This window comes from Thermosynechococcus sp. HY596 (assembly GCF_030518715.1).
GTDB lineage: Bacteria > Cyanobacteriota > Cyanobacteriia > Thermosynechococcales > Thermosynechococcaceae > Thermosynechococcus.
Window position 1 is genome coordinate 2,219,149 of record NZ_CP130346.1, and the last position, 13,962, is coordinate 2,233,110.

A 13,962-nucleotide genomic window follows, 5' to 3' on the forward strand; every position below is an offset into this window, starting at 1 on the left:
AAAGCCATCATTTTTGTCAGGATGATGATACCATCTCGTTCTCTAGGGAAGCATTTTCCACAGCACGACAGAAAAAATAGGCGAGGAACTCTTGATTGCCCGCAGGCCCTAAAATCGGCGAGGGAGTCACACCGTGGCACTGCCACCCCAACGCTTCGGCGGCGGCAATCACCTGATCCACGGCTTCTTGACGCGCCTTGGCATCGCGCACCACACCATGTTTGCCGAGGCGATCGCGCCCCACTTCAAATTGCGGCTTAATTAAGGCAATTAGCTCTCGCGGCGGCAGCAGTAATTCCCATAGGGCGGGTAAAACTTTAGTCAGGGAAATAAAAGAGAGATCCACCACGCCGAGATCGGGGCGGGGCGCATCGTCGGTGTAGAGATCAGCGGGGGTTAAATAGCGCAGGTTGGTGCGTTCCCTGAGGATAACGCGGGGGTCTTGGCGCAGTTTCCAATCCACTTGGCCATAGCCGACATCAATGCCATAGACCCGTTTGGCGCCCGCTTGCAGCAGACAATCCGTAAAGCCGCCCGTGGAAATACCGCCATCTAAACACACGCGATCGCGCACCACCACAGGAAAGACCCCTAGGGCATGGGCAAGTTTTTCACCCCCCCGCGAAACATAGGCGGCTTTTGCCTTCACCTGAATCGTGGCATCCACTGCCACCAGTGTGCCCGGCTTATCAATGGGGACATGGTTGACCTGCACTTCCCCAGCGCGAATCCAGCGTTGTGCCTGTTGGCGGCTCTCACACAGGTGCCGCTCCACAAGGAGACTATCCAAGCGTTGTTTGCGGGGACTCATAGGTTTTTCCGAAGGGGCGCAAAGGCAAAGAGTTGGTTGACATCCAGTGTTAAACCGTGCAAGTTCCCTTGAGCAAAGAGGGTGGTTTCACTCTGCCACAGGGGTATAAAAGCAACTGCCGCGGCATTGAGTTCCTGAAGCTGGCGCAAGAGCTGTCCACGGCGTTGGGGATTGACCTCACGGCGACTGGCAACAATGAGGTCATTGGCCTCAGGACTGTAGAAAAAGGATCCCCACGCCGCACTGGCACCACTGTCGCAGCCTGTTTCCACAGAACCGCGATCGCAACTCAGGAAGGGTTCAAGGTAGTTATCAGCATCGTAAAAATCACCATACCAATCGAGCAAGACCAAGGGGTAAGCCCCACTGTCTAAATTGCGGTAGATCGTAGCCGAGTCAGCGCTGTCCAATTGCACCTGCACGCGATCGCCCAAATCCCGCTCTAATGAGGCTTTAAGAACCGTTGCCGCCAAGACATTACTGGGAACATTGGCACGGTACCAAAGGTTGACCACCAAGGGCTGCTGTGGTGAAATGGTCGTGTTCTCCAACCAGTGGTCTATTTGGCTCGAATCGCCGTCTCCATAGCGATCGCGAAAAACAGGCTCACTCTCAGGAAATAAACTGGGCACCAGGGAGTACAGGGGTTCTGCTTCCCCCAAAAAGACCCGTTCCGCGAGGCGTTGACGATTGACACTGGCGGCCAACACCTGCCGCGCCGCCAATTGATCCCAAGGGGGCTGGCGCAAATTAATGCTTAAGACGGTGACAGCGTTGCCTGGGCCTGTAATCACCTGCCAATGTTTTGTTGTTGCCTGAGCCCTTAGAGCATGAATTTGATTGGGATCCAATGAGCCGATGGCCACATCGACTGCCCCCGTGCGAAAGGCATTGTAGAGATTAGCGCTACTGGAAAAGATTTGCAGGCGAATCCCCGTATTTTGGGGCTTGGTTCCCCAATAGTCGGCAAAGGGTTCAAGGCGTACCCCATCGGTACTGTAGGCCGCTAAACGGTAAGGGCCTGTGCCCACAAACTGCGTCGGCAAAAAGCCATCGCCCGCTGCACCATAGGCCGTCGGCGAAACGGCACACAAGCCGCTAAAGGCCAACAAATGGGGAAAAGCCACAAAGGGTTCCTTGAGGCGAATTTCCAGTAAGTCCTCCGCGATCGCCTGAATTTCCTTAACGCGCCCGGCCAAGAGGGAGGCGGGTTGGCCACCACTATTCATAAATCGCTCAAGGGAAAAGGCCATGGCGGCTGCATTAAACGGTGTGCCATCGTGGAAGCGAACCCCCCGCCGCAGGGGAATGCGGTAAGTCAGGCCATCCTCGCTCACTTCAGGTAGCGCTGTGGCCAGTTGGGGAATGAGGTCTTTGCCTTCGTAGCTATAGAGACGATCGCCCAAATTCAACAGCAGCAGTCCCGCCAAATTTTCGTAGGCATCAGCGGGGTCTAGGGTGCGCAGGCGAGCCGTGGTACCAATGACAATACTGTCATCCCCTTGGCGAGGCTGATCACCGCCACAGGCAACCAGCAGCAGGCTCAACAACAGTACCAGACATCCCCACAGTAACCGTCGTGTCACGGATACACCCGCTCGGTACATCATCCACTAGAATAAAGGGCGAGCGATGGGACTCGAACCCACGAATGGTGGAACCACAATCCACTGCCTTAACCACTTGGCTACGCTCGCCATGCTTCCTGAGCTAGTCCTCTAGCATAGCATAGAGAACTCTCCTATGAAAGTGCCTCTCCTTTCCCAAGTCATGGCACGCCCTCTTTGGTGGGGCGGTGGCGCCTTCTTGCTCTTGGGGATTATTGCGGCCTGCCTCACTAATCCCACCCCTGCCGACTATCAACGCCGCGCCGCAGCGGAAATGAACACCTTCCTTTTGACTCAAGTGTGTCCAGAGATCATCAATCGCGATAGCGCGATCGCCCTAGTGGCTTTGGAAGTCTGCGATCAACTGGAATCCCGCCCAGCAGAAGACATTGAACGCTACATCGCCTACAACACCCAATCCTATAACCTTGGCGTTGCCACCCTCTTTGTGACAGAGTTGCCCATTGACACCGTCTGGAGCCTCGGCCTCTTTGGTCAAATCATTCCCCTCAGACTGTAAGCTTCCTCTCTCCCTGATTTCAGCAGCAGGTGCAAAATGCAAATACCCATTTCCCCAGACCTCTGCTTGGCAGCAGGGTTGCTTTTAGAACCAGTGGCGTTCGCCAGCTAGTGAGCCTTCGGCAGGGGGCGGGAAAGACTATGCCAAAATATATCAACAACCACAGAAACCAGTAAAACGTAATTACCATGATTGGGAAAACCCTTGGCGGGCGCTACAAATTGATTCGAGTTTTAGGGGCTGGGAACTTTGGCCAAACGTTTCTCGCTGAGGATATTCACCGTCCCATTCGTGCCAAGTGTGTGGTTAAGTACCTGCGCCCCGCCCGTACGGATGCGGCCTTTCTCCCTTTGGCGCGATCGCTCTTTCAGCGGGAGGCACAAATTCTAGAGCGGTTGGGCAGTCACGAGCAAATCCCCCGCCTCCTTGCCTACTTTGAGGAAGACAAAGAATTTTACCTTGTCCAAGACTTCATTGAGGGTCAAGTCCTACGGCAGGAATTGTTGCCGGGCTGTGCGTGGTCAGAGGCACGGGTGATGGCGTTGCTCCAAGATGCCCTGCGGGTTTTGGCCTTTGTGCATCAATGTGGTGTTATCCACCGCGATATTAAACCCGATAATCTGATTCGTCGCCAATCGGATCACCGCTTAGTGCTCATTGATTTTGGGGCAGTGAAGGAGATGGGGGTCTCCATTGGTGGCGGTACCTTGGTGGGAGAGACCAATCCACAGACAATTGCCATTGGCACACCAGGGTATATGGCCCCAGAGCAAGCCCAAGGGCGTCCGCGTCCGGCCAGCGATCTCTATGCCTTGGGGATGGTGGCGGTACAGGCATTGACGGGGTTGAGTCCTCTGCAACTCACCCAAGACCCCTACGGTTGTTGGTGTTGGCAAGCTGCTGAACCAGTGAGCGATCGCCTAGTGCAGTTTGTCAATAAGCTGATTCACCCTTCTCCCTACGAGCGCTTTGCCACGGCTACCGATGCCCTTGCCAGCCTGCAACAGGTGGAGGTGCCCAGATCCTTTTGGTTTCGCCTTGGCAAATTTCTCAAAACTCCCGTTCAAGACCTCTGGCGATCTCCCGAAGGGCGCGCTGCGCGATCGCCAAGGGAGGATCAGGGTGCTTCTACAGTGCCGCCCCGTCCACTAGCCGCTGTTTCCCCGCTGCCGCCACAAGTCACCGAACCGAAACCAGTGTCCTCTCCAGCGGCAGCCACCGCCGCCCTTTCCAACCAAGGTCGCCATGTTTTTATCAGTCACTCCAGTGACGGCACCGATTTGCAGTTGGCCAGTGCCCTCCAAGAGGTGTTGCAAAAAGCGGGTCACCAACCCTTTATGGCCAGCCAAAGTATCCGCCTTGGGGAGGCATGGGCACAGCGGATTGATCAGGAGCTAAAGCGGTGTGATTTCTTTGTTCTGTTGCTTTCACAAACGGCGGCGCAAAGTGAAATGGTGCTTGAGGAAGTCCGCACGGTCAAGCTGTTGCAAGCCCAACGGGGCGATCGCCGTCCCTTTATTCTGCCGGTACGGGTCAATTTTCCGCTAGATATGCCCTTGAACTATGAGTTGCGGGGCTACCTGCATCGCCTACAACAGCGCTTCTGGCGATCGCCAGCGGACACCGACACCCTGCTGCAAGAGATTCTCGACTTGGTGAATGCGACTACTGCCCCTGTAGCCACCAGTAGCGATGCCGCCCAAGAAACCATTGCTGAATCTGCGCAAATTGGCACATTGGTGGGTGATGGTGCGCCTGTTCCCGTGGCTGAGCCAGAACTCCCAGAAGGGCAGGTGGAAGTGGCCTCGGCGTTTTATATTGAGCGCCCCCCCATCGAGCAACGCTGTCGTGAAACCCTCTTGCAACCCGGCTCCCTGATTCGCATCAAAGCCCCCCGTCAAATGGGCAAAACCTCACTCATGGCACGGCTGCTGTACCGCGCGACCCAAGAGGGCTATGGCATTGTTCCCCTCAGTTTTCAGCTGGCGGATGCCCAAGTCTTCAGTGATTTGGAAAAACTCCTGCGCTGGCTCTGTGCCAGTGTGGGGCGGCGATTAGGGCTAGAAAACCGCCTCAATGAGTATTGGGATGACATTTTTGGCAGTAAATACAACTGTACCGCCTACTTTGAGGAGTATCTCTTACCCAATTGCCAAAAAGCGGGGACACAGTTTGAGGGTCGTCCCCTTGTCTTGGGTCTCGATGAAGTGGATCGGGTGTTTGAGTATCCGGAAGTGGCCAGTGACTTCTTTGGCTTGTTGCGGGCATGGCATGAAGAGGGCAAAAACCGCGATATTTGGCGCAACCTGCGCTTAATTGTGGTTCATGGCACCGAGGTTTATATTCCCCTTGACATCAACCAGTCCCCCTTTAACGTTGGCTTAGCCGTTGACCTGCCCGAATTTAATCAAGAACAAATCGCCGAGTTGTGTCGCCTCCATGGTTTGACCCTTTCAGAGGCGCAGATCCAAGAACTTCAGCACTTGGTGGGGGGGCATCCCTATCTGATTCGCCTGAGCCTTTACCATCTTGCTCGCCAAGACTTGACATGGCAGGCGTTAATAGCCAATGCGGCCTCAGAAACGGGGTTATATCGAGATCACCTGCGGCGGCAGTGGTGGCATCTCCAGCAGCAGGCGGAACTGGTGCCTGCTTTTAGGAATATTTTGCAAGTGGAGAGTGGCAGTGTCGTGGACAGCACTGTTGGCTTTAAGCTCCACAGTTTGGGACTGATTACCCTAGAGGGAAATTTAGCTAAGGTGCGCTGTGATCTTTACCGCCGCTATTTTGGCGATCGCCTGCACTAGTGGACTGAATCATTGGCAGGACAGGCAGCGGTTGTGCGAGCAACAACTCCCTTGCTAAGCTAGAGGAAGAGGGGTTCGGTTATCCGCCAATGACTCTCGTCAGTCTCGGAACTGTATCCCGCTGCCCAGTTATCCTTCGCGGGTTATGCCGTCTATGACGTTAATGTACGTTGCGCCTCAGTGGCAAACCCTAGCATTTCCCTCGACACTTTTTCTCCAACCCATCCTAGAGATTCTACTCAGTGATCTTCCCCCCCAGTACAAAGATGAAATTAGGCTAGGTCTCCAAGAAGCCCTCGTCAATGCGGCTCGCCACGGCAATCAACTCAATCCCGAAAAGCTGGTGTCTGTCCGTTATACCTTTTCTCCCGATCAATGCTGGTGGGTGATTACAGATCAGGGGGATGGTTTCTCTCCTCCTAGTAATGTTTCTGAGACCGCTGATGAGTTGTTGCCAGCCGCCGACTGTGAATGTGGTCGGGGCTTATTTTTGATCTATGCCATCTTTGATGAGGTCTATTGGAACCCGAAAGGAACTGAATTAAGTCTGTGTAAGTACCTCACCTAAGCGGATTACGAACCTTTGAGCTAGAGGGGAATGACATCAACCCAGTGGCGATACTGTGGCTCCCGGCCTTCAACAATGGCCTGTAATTGTTTTTGCAGTTGGCGTGTCAGGGGGCGATCGCTCGGCAGCGTGTAGGTCTCAATCCGACTGACGGGCACAATTCGCGCAGCCGTGCCGGTTAAAAAGACCTCATCGGCGATCAACAGTTCCGTACGATCCACAGGCCGCTCAATCACCTTGACACCGGCTGCTTGCCCTAGTTCAATCACACTGCGGCGCGTAATCCCCTCCAGAATATCCTGATCCACGCTCGGCGTAATCAATTGCCCATCCCGCACCAAGAAGAGATTCATCCCCGACGCTTCACAGACTTTCCCTTGATCGTTGAGGAGAATCGCCTCATCAAAGCCAGAGGAAACAGCCTCTGTTTTTGCTAGTGCCGAGACAATATAGGAGGTGGTCAGCTTGCCCCGCAACGGGAAGGAGCGATCGCACTGCCGCTGCCATGAACTAATGCGACAGGTAACGCCTGCAGCTGACAGGTAATCGCCAAGGGGCATGCCGTAAATAAGAAAATCCTTCTCAATGTCATGGAGCCGTGGCGCAATGCCTAGCCCAGAGGTATAGACCAAAGGCCGAATATAGAAGGGCACGCTGGGTTGGTTTTTTTGCACCCATGCAACAATTTTCGACTTAATCTCGCTGGTGGGCAATTCATAGCCCAAATAGTGGGCACTGCGACTGAGGCGACGACAGTGATCCTCCAGCCGAAAGAGGAGAATTTCCTTGGAATTGGCCGGATTGGGGAGACCGCGCAAGCCTCCTAGGGCGGCTGTTCCGTAGTGGAGGGCATGGGTGGCCACAGAAATTTTGGCCTCTGCAAAGGGAACAAACTGACCGTTGAGATAGGCGTAGGGGAGAAAGTCACTCATGCGTCAATGGGAAGCGTTGACAAAAGACAGATGCAACCAAAGATCAGCTGCAATCTCAATAGTCTAACATTTTGGCTTAACGCTCAAAAAATTAGGGCAACGGCTCCCCTGAGGTGACCTCTTCAATGCTAGACACCTGTAGGACTAAACGAAAAGAGCGATTCATCCGCTGTTGGATAAACTCTTCCATGAGTGCCACTTGTTTTGGGGTGACCGGCTCGCGGGCACGCACATTGACCCGAATCACGGGTGGGTTACTGACCCAATTCGTCTCCATGCCCAACAGATCGAGGCGTTGAAATGTCAGCGTTCCGCGAATGAGCGCCTCTCGTACTTGCTGTTGCAACCGCGCTTGTTCAATGAGCCGACTGAAGCTAATGGCAAGGGGAATCACCAACAGACCGGTGAGGGCAGCGGCAATGGTGAGGGGACGGCGCCCTTGGTGCAGAGGGATATAGCCCACAATGACAAAAACTACCATGCAGGCCAGCGTAATTCCTAACAGGTTTGTGAAATATAACAGCGTTGCACCCACACTCAGACTCGTATTCAACTGCGCTATCCCAAGGCCAACGGTGCAAACGGGCGGCATGAGAGCAACGGCGATCGCTGTCCCCGCCAAGGTGTTTGAAACACGGGGTTCCGCCACCGCATAGGCACTCACGGCACCTGCGGCCACCGCAATGCCCAAGTCCAGCAGATTGGGTTGGGAGCGGGCCATGATCTCACTGCCATAGATCTCAAGACCCACCATGACACCAATCGTCCAAGACATGCCAATGGCCATGAGGGTGCCGACAATCAAGGCAATCCCTGCCTCACGAAACATCTTGAAATCACCAATGAGAGCGGCTAAGGCCAATCCGCGAATCGGCAGCATCAGCGGTGCAATCACCATCGCCCCAATAATCACAGCGGCACTGTTGGCGAGCAAACCAAAGGTGGCGATTGCGCAGGACGTAACAATCAAGACCACATAGGGAACATTCAAATGGGATTCAGCATACAGTATCTGAATCAATTGATTGAGGCTTTCTGGCGTGCGGCGATGATAGCGGAAGGCTTGAACCTGATGCAACCAATGGGCAAGGAGTTCTTTCATGGACAACCTTGTACAGCAACTTACACGCGAGTGGTTAGATCAATGCTACAGGAACTGCCATTGATTAAACGTTGCTGCTTGTCCTATGGGATTGCCCGTCTCATCCAAAACCGTCCAAATCCAAGCATTTTCAATGCGAAACCGCCGCCCAGAACGAGAAATGCGAACACCACTGTAGTTGTTGGCATAGCCTTGGCGGGCTGCTGCAGCAAGAAGTCTCGCGCGTTCTTCTTGAGCCATGGGTTCCGCCGTCAACCGCGAAGGCAGTTGCACCAGTTCTGGCCAAGAGAGTTCCCACAGGGTGAGAGCGGCGTGGTTGCCATAGTTGAGAACGGGATCCGTCTCACAGCCGTGGGACAGCACTGGTTGTGACCAGTGGAACAACTGTTGCGCCAAACCCAAATCATCCTCAGCAGGATGCGGCAGGAGCGATCGCCCTGTCCACTGTTGAAAACTGGCGCAAATGCGTCGTGCCTGCTGGACGGCCAGTGGTTGTAACCAAGGCTCCATCACTTAGGCCGTGGTCAATACACGACTGGCGGCGGCTACCCCAGCGCCGGGGCTAAAGTTGCTGTACCCCAATTCGCCAAGCACGGCTTCAAGCGCACTGATGGCTGCCAAAATATCGCGATCGCTGACAAAGCCCAAGTGACCGACTCGGAAAATTTGCCCCTTGAGATGATCTTGACCGCCAGCTAGGGCAATGTCAAAGCGTTTTTTCATCAGGCTGCGAATCTTTTCGGCCTCCACCCCTTGGGGTGCCACCGCCGTAATCGCGGGACTGGCACAGTGATCCGGCGCATAGAGGGGCAAGTTGAGCGCCTTCATGGCGGCGCGGGTGGCCTGCATCAAGCGCTGGTGACGGGCAAAGATATTCTCTAAGCCCTCCGCTTGCATCATCTCCAGTGCGGTCTTCAGGGCAAAGAAGAGATTCACCGGTGGCGTAAAGGGGGTTGTGTTCTTGGCGGCATCTTTGCGGTATTTGCCAAGGTCAAGATAGAACTTCGGTAGTGTAGCGGTTTTGTAGGCTTCCCATGCCTTGGCACTCACACTAACAAAGGCTAACCCCGGCGGAATCATATAGCCCTTTTGGGAGCCAGAGCCAACTACATCCAACCCCCACTCATCAACGGGGACATTGACTGCTCCTAGGCTGGTGACGGCATCCACAATGATCAGGGCTTGGCCGTGGGCTTTGACATGGCGGTTGATCGCCTCTAAGTCGTTGATCACCCCTGTGGAGGTTTCACTGTGGGTAATGATGACCGCCTTAATCGTTTTGGCACTGTCCGCCTCAAGGGCGGCTTTGAAGTCATCGGGGTTGAGGGGTTGTCCCCAAGGGGCGCTAATGCGCTCGGTTTTGAGGCCGTAGGCATCGCACACTTCCCCCCAGCGATCGCCAAACTTACCGTTACAGCCCACAAGGACGCGATCGCCCGCACTGAGAAAGTTAATGATCCCGGCCTCCATTGCCCCTGTGCCACTGGCGGTCAAAATCAGCACATCGTTCGTAGTCTGATGCAGCCATTTCAACCCTGCCGTCACCGCCGCCATGATCTCGCTAAAGTCACCGCTGCGATGGCCAATGGGATGTTTGCTGAGGGACAGAAGAACTGACTCCGGTACCGGCGTCGGACCCGGAATCATTAACATCGATTTATCTTGCATCGTGAGTTGCGAACCAATCCTTAAAATGAAACGACTAAGCCCAGTGAGCGGCCATGTGCTCTGCCAAGTCCAGAACCCGCTGGCTATAGCCCCACTCGTTATCGTACCAAGCCACCACTTTCACTAGATTGCCCCCCATCACCATCGTGAGGGACGCATCCAAAATCGAGGAGGCGTTGTGACCGCGATAGTCGGAAGACACCAGTTCCAATTCACTGTAGTGGATAATCCCCTTCATGGTGGTTTCAGAGGCTTCTTTGATCACTTGGTTCACCTGCTCAGCAATGGTGGGTTTTTCCACCTGAGCAACAAAGTCCACTACAGAAACATTGGGGGTGGGTACCCGCAGGGCAATCCCGTTCAGCTTACCTTGCAACTCGGGAATCACCAATCCGACTGCCTTAGCAGCCCCCGTAGAGGTGGGCACAATGTTCATCGCTGCTGCCCGTGCCCGCCGCAGATCGCGGTGACTGGCATCGAGTAGGCGTTGATCCCCCGTGTAGCTGTGGGTCGTCGTCATCATCCCCTGCTGAATGCCAAAGGTTTCATGGAGCACCTTGACAATCGGCGCCAAGCAGTTGGTGGTGCAACTGGCATTGCTGACGATGTCTTCACTGGGATTGTAGGTGTGGTGATTCACCCCGACCACATAGGTGGGGATATTGCCTTTGCCGGGCGCGGTAATCAGAACTTTTTTTGCCCCTGCACTTAAGTGTTTGCTCGCGCCCTCGCGGCTGGTAAAGACCCCCGTGGCCTCAATAACGAGGTCAATTCCCCAGGAGCTCCAGGGCAGATTTTCAGGGTTGCGATCGGACACACATTTGACCGCATGGCCACCGGCATAGATGCAGTCGTCGTCAGCACTGATTTCGGCATCGTGGAAAATGCCCAACATTGAGTCATACTTCAGCAAATGGGCATTGGTGCGGGGATCGGAGGTATCGTTGATGCCTACAATCTCTAGCTTGCTATTGGCTTTCCGCTGTAACCAGCAACGCATGAAGTTCCGACCGATGCGCCCAAAACCATTGATAGCGACTCTAACCACCTGATCCCTTCCTCTGTTTACTAACTCATTGCCAGAAATGATCTAGGAAACATTCTAAGGGGGAATGGTCATTTTATCGCGCTTTTTTTAACGATGCACCAAAGGGCGTTCCTCAAGAGGCGCAGACAAGGCCTCCGCCAAGGGGGCACAGCCAAAGCGCTCCTCCAGTAGATCCATGACGGTGCGGCCAAAGTCATTGGGATTGAGGCGCCAAGCCGCAAGGCACACTTCCCCAAAGACGGATCCCATCGGTTCGGGGTTCCAAAGCAATTTCTTAGCAGTCCAAGGCATGAGGCTCATGGGGTTGTAGCCGGGGCGCAGAATGCCGCGCTCGAGGGCATATGCCTCAAGATGGGTGTGGGGTTGCAGGCCAATAAAGAAAATGGCTGGCTCAACGTTATCTGCACCAAAAATGCGTTCCAGTTCGCGGTGGTAGGCAATGGTCTGGGCAATCGTTTCAGGGCGTTCGTCAATGACATTGAAGGAGTAATTCACAGAAACGAGGGCGTTGAACCCGGCGGCTTTCAAATCACGACAGTTTTGCAGCACCGTTCGCAGGTTGTAGCCCATGCGCATTTTCCGCACCAGTTCTTGGGAGCCACTGGTAATGCCGATTTCAAAGTAGTTCATCCCCGTTTGCACCATTAGCTCAGACAATTCGGGGGTGAGGTTGTCGGCACGGATGTAGGCTGCCCAGTGAATATCCTTCATGCCTGCTTTCAGGATTTCCCGCAGCAGGGCGATCGCGTCGGGGATAAATTTGCGAGCGGGGATAAACTGGGCATCGGTAAACCAAAAGTTGCGCACACCGCGATCGTAGAGCTGGCGCATTTCGGCGACGACTTCTTCAGCAGGGTTAATGCGCACCTGTTTGCCTTCAACCACGGTATAGACGCAGTAGCAGCAGTTGTGGGGACAGCCGCGCTTGGTTTGCACCCCAATATAAAAGTCGCCCCCCTGAAGGTAATACTCAAATTCTGGCCAAATCGTCTCGATGTAGTCGTAGTTGCAGGCGGTTTTTTCGATGGGGGTTGGCCATTCGTGGATGAGGCGATCGCGGGGCTTTTCCACACCCGCAATGTAGCAACGCTCCCCGGCAATTGGCTGGCTCGTTAGGACTTTGTGCAGCAGCGTTTCCCCTTCACCAACGGAAACAATGGTGCCTTTGGGCAGTTGAGAACCCAATTGTTCATAAAAGACACTGACCGCACCGCCACCGACGATGGTTGTGACTTGCGGATGGTGACGCTTGGCATGGTGGCGTCCCAAACGGATTAAATTGAGGTTTCGCCAGAGTTCACCATAGTAGGCACTCATCACCCGCAGACCCCCGATCGCCCCCCGCAGCTTCACCAAGGGATTGCGGGCGTAATAGACCTCAAAGGCATGTTGCAGTGGATTGCCCCCCCGTCCCCCCACAGGGGCATAGATTTGAATATCCCGCCAAGAAAAAACAAGATGCGTGGGTTCAAAGTCATCAATCACTTGGGCAAGGGCACGGCGAAAATCAAGGGGGGGCACCGTTCCCAAATCAAAAATGCGTTGTTCAACACTGGGTAATTGCTTATGGATATAATCCGCAAGATAGACGACACCAATGGGAAAAATGGGATTGCAGGGGAGACGGACGTAGAGGACACGCGGGGACATAGGCTAGCCCAAGATCTATGGAAACGCTAAATTCTTAATAAATCTCTATCGCTGTTTAGGTTGTAACACATTTGCGCCTTTCCAGCAGGGGATCACGGGAACTCAAGGAAAGGATGAACTGTCCATCCTGTAGTTGAGTTTACAACTGGATCGAATTGGCAATGTTAGGCTAACAAGGGTAAAGACACGTCCTATAACAAACCATTACTTCCTATGCCGCAAATCTTTGATCCTGTCCCTAGCGATAGTTGCGATCGCATCCTCTGCTGTTATGTCAACGCCACCAGCAAAATTCAGGTGGTGCGGATTACAAATATTGCCAACTGGTATTTCGAGCGGGTTGTTTTTCCGGGGCAGCGACTGGTATTTGAATCGCCACGGGCAGGACAACTGGAAGTTCACAGCGGCATGATGGCAAGTGCAATTCTCTCCGACATGATCCCCTGTACGGAGCTACTGGTGCAAGAGGGGAGAGATAATTTTTTTCCCAGTGATCCCGTCAGCCAGCAACGGCTAGAATTGCTCAATGAGACGCCTGCGCCAGCGACTGAAAAAGTCATGATCCCTTGAGCCAGCTCCAGCCGATTTCTCGCCCCTACACAATTGCAGTTTTGGCCAGTAGTTTAGATGGCCGCCTTGCTCGCGCCGATGCTTTGGGTCAGCGCATTGCCTCGGCCTATGACTTTCAGCACCTTGAACAGCAGGTGGCACAGGTGGATGCCGTACTCTTTGGGGCGACAACATTGCGTTTGGGGGGGACAGCGATGCGCCTTCAGTCTCCCCATCTGATTGCTGAGCGTGAGCACCAAGGGCAATCGCCCCAACCGCTGCAAATTGTCTGCTCCGCTAGTGGTGAATTCGATCTCAATCTCCCTTTCTTTCGCCAGCCGATTCACCGTGCCTTACTGACCACCGAGAAAGGCGCCAGCCGCTGGCAAGGATCCACTGCCTTTGATCACTGTTGGTCTGCTGGGGTGGCGGAGATTGACTGGCCGCAGGCGTTTAGGCACATTCAAGAGGCTGGTGTGCAAACCTTGGCCGTGTTGGGAGGAGGACAGCTTTTCGCCTCCCTGTTGCAGATGGCTGCCATTGACGAGTTGTGGTTGACCCTCTGCCCCCTCCTCCTAGGGTCGGTAGCGCCTAGCCTCTATCCAGAGGAGATTGCCTTCTCAGGGAGGTTGATGCTCCTGAATGTCTTGCCCGTGGGCAATGAGGTTTATCTCCACTACCGCCTTAATTATGCTTGACT

General features: G+C 54.3%; 13 protein-coding genes and 1 tRNA gene. 5 read left to right on the forward strand and 9 right to left on the reverse strand.

The features are described 5' to 3' along the window. Window positions 1-16: 16 nt before the first annotated feature. The 3 genes from QYC28_RS10945 to QYC28_RS10955 all read right to left on the reverse strand — a co-directional run bounded on the left by QYC28_RS10945 (window position 17) and on the right by QYC28_RS10955 (window position 2,508). A complete protein-coding gene (locus QYC28_RS10945; protein ID WP_149820775.1) occupies window positions 17-811 on the reverse strand; it encodes a TlyA family RNA methyltransferase in 795 nt (264 codons plus the stop codon). Next, complete coding sequence (locus QYC28_RS10950) at window positions 808-2,421, reverse strand: ABC transporter substrate-binding protein (RefSeq protein WP_399375151.1); 1,614 nt, start codon at window positions 2,419-2,421, stop codon at window positions 808-810. Before QYC28_RS10950 ends, QYC28_RS10945 begins: the two co-directional genes overlap by 4 nt. 14 nt (window positions 2,422-2,435) lie before the next feature. After that, window positions 2,436-2,508: transfer RNA gene (locus QYC28_RS10955), tRNA-His, on the reverse strand. A 46-nt stretch (window positions 2,509-2,554) separates the two neighbouring features. Between QYC28_RS10955 and QYC28_RS10960 the strand changes: the two genes are divergently transcribed. The 3 genes from QYC28_RS10960 to QYC28_RS10970 all read left to right on the forward strand — a co-directional run bounded on the left by QYC28_RS10960 (window position 2,555) and on the right by QYC28_RS10970 (window position 6,313). Continuing rightward, on the forward strand, window positions 2,555-2,938 hold the full coding sequence (locus QYC28_RS10960) for a DUF4359 domain-containing protein (protein WP_302679481.1): 384 nt from the start codon (window positions 2,555-2,557) through the stop codon (window positions 2,936-2,938). A gap of 188 nt (window positions 2,939-3,126) precedes the next feature. Next, window positions 3,127-5,745 carry an AAA-like domain-containing protein gene (locus QYC28_RS10965; protein WP_302679482.1) on the forward strand — a complete coding sequence of 873 codons (2,619 nt, stop codon included), beginning with the start codon at window positions 3,127-3,129 and terminating at the stop codon, window positions 5,743-5,745. 163 nt (window positions 5,746-5,908) lie between these two features. Continuing rightward, the gene (locus QYC28_RS10970) at window positions 5,909-6,313 is read left to right on the forward strand and encodes an ATP-binding protein (protein WP_226971953.1); all 405 of its coding nucleotides are present in this window, start codon (window positions 5,909-5,911) and stop codon (window positions 6,311-6,313) included. A gap of 20 nt (window positions 6,314-6,333) precedes the next feature. On the opposite strand, the gene QYC28_RS10975 is transcribed toward QYC28_RS10970, so the two are convergent. The 6 genes from QYC28_RS10975 to QYC28_RS11000 all read right to left on the reverse strand — a co-directional run bounded on the left by QYC28_RS10975 (window position 6,334) and on the right by QYC28_RS11000 (window position 12,713). Then, window positions 6,334-7,245: a branched-chain amino acid transaminase gene (locus tag QYC28_RS10975; RefSeq protein WP_149820790.1), complete on the reverse strand. Its 912-nt coding sequence runs from the start codon at window positions 7,243-7,245 to the stop codon at window positions 6,334-6,336. A 91-nt stretch (window positions 7,246-7,336) separates the two neighbouring features. Continuing rightward, the gene (locus tag QYC28_RS10980; protein ID WP_302679483.1) at window positions 7,337-8,347 is read right to left on the reverse strand and encodes a DUF389 domain-containing protein; all 1,011 of its coding nucleotides are present in this window, start codon (window positions 8,345-8,347) and stop codon (window positions 7,337-7,339) included. A gap of 45 nt (window positions 8,348-8,392) precedes the next feature. Next, window positions 8,393-8,857, reverse strand: coding sequence for an MEKHLA domain-containing protein (locus QYC28_RS10985; RefSeq protein ID WP_149821808.1), 465 nt, complete (start codon window positions 8,855-8,857; stop codon window positions 8,393-8,395). A gap of 3 nt (window positions 8,858-8,860) precedes the next feature. Then, window positions 8,861-10,015, reverse strand: a complete 1,155-nt coding sequence (locus tag QYC28_RS10990; protein ID WP_149820794.1) for an alanine--glyoxylate aminotransferase family protein — start codon at window positions 10,013-10,015, stop codon at window positions 8,861-8,863. Between the two features lie 34 nt (window positions 10,016-10,049). Next, the gene (locus QYC28_RS10995; RefSeq protein WP_149820796.1) at window positions 10,050-11,063 is read right to left on the reverse strand and encodes a type I glyceraldehyde-3-phosphate dehydrogenase; all 1,014 of its coding nucleotides are present in this window, start codon (window positions 11,061-11,063) and stop codon (window positions 10,050-10,052) included. 87 nt (window positions 11,064-11,150) lie between these two features. Beyond that, a complete protein-coding gene (locus QYC28_RS11000) occupies window positions 11,151-12,713 on the reverse strand; it encodes a photosystem II high light acclimation radical SAM protein (protein WP_149820798.1) in 1,563 nt (520 codons plus the stop codon). 213 nt (window positions 12,714-12,926) lie between these two features. Here QYC28_RS11000 and QYC28_RS11005 point away from each other — a divergent pair, with 213 nt between their 5' ends. Together QYC28_RS11005 and QYC28_RS11010 are read left to right on the forward strand one after the other, a co-directional pair. Further along, window positions 12,927-13,283: a DUF1830 domain-containing protein gene (locus QYC28_RS11005; RefSeq protein WP_149820800.1), complete on the forward strand. Its 357-nt coding sequence runs from the start codon at window positions 12,927-12,929 to the stop codon at window positions 13,281-13,283. Then, window positions 13,280-13,960 carry a RibD family protein gene (locus QYC28_RS11010; protein ID WP_286625698.1) on the forward strand — a complete coding sequence of 227 codons (681 nt, stop codon included), beginning with the start codon at window positions 13,280-13,282 and terminating at the stop codon, window positions 13,958-13,960. The genes QYC28_RS11005 and QYC28_RS11010 overlap by 4 nt, the downstream gene beginning before the upstream one ends. Window positions 13,961-13,962: the final 2 nt, after the last annotated feature.

Coding starts and splice junctions, on each gene's coding strand:
- QYC28_RS10945 (WP_149820775.1), bottom strand. CDS start 811: ATGAGTCCCCGCAAACAACGCTTGGATAGTCTCCTTGTGGAGCGGCAC.
- QYC28_RS10950 (WP_399375151.1), bottom strand. CDS start 2,421: ATGATGTACCGAGCGGGTGTATCCGTGACACGACGGTTACTGTGGGGA.
- QYC28_RS10960 (WP_302679481.1), top strand. CDS start 2,555: ATGAAAGTGCCTCTCCTTTCCCAAGTCATGGCACGCCCTCTTTGGTGG.
- QYC28_RS10965 (WP_302679482.1), top strand. CDS start 3,127: ATGATTGGGAAAACCCTTGGCGGGCGCTACAAATTGATTCGAGTTTTA.
- QYC28_RS10970 (WP_226971953.1), top strand. CDS start 5,909: ATGTACGTTGCGCCTCAGTGGCAAACCCTAGCATTTCCCTCGACACTT.
- QYC28_RS10975 (WP_149820790.1), bottom strand. CDS start 7,245: ATGAGTGACTTTCTCCCCTACGCCTATCTCAACGGTCAGTTTGTTCCC.
- QYC28_RS10980 (WP_302679483.1), bottom strand. CDS start 8,347: ATGAAAGAACTCCTTGCCCATTGGTTGCATCAGGTTCAAGCCTTCCGC.
- QYC28_RS10985 (WP_149821808.1), bottom strand. CDS start 8,857: ATGGAGCCTTGGTTACAACCACTGGCCGTCCAGCAGGCACGACGCATT.
- QYC28_RS10990 (WP_149820794.1), bottom strand. CDS start 10,015: ATGCAAGATAAATCGATGTTAATGATTCCGGGTCCGACGCCGGTACCG.
- QYC28_RS11000 (WP_149820798.1), bottom strand. CDS start 12,713: ATGTCCCCGCGTGTCCTCTACGTCCGTCTCCCCTGCAATCCCATTTTT.
- QYC28_RS11005 (WP_149820800.1), top strand. CDS start 12,927: ATGCCGCAAATCTTTGATCCTGTCCCTAGCGATAGTTGCGATCGCATC.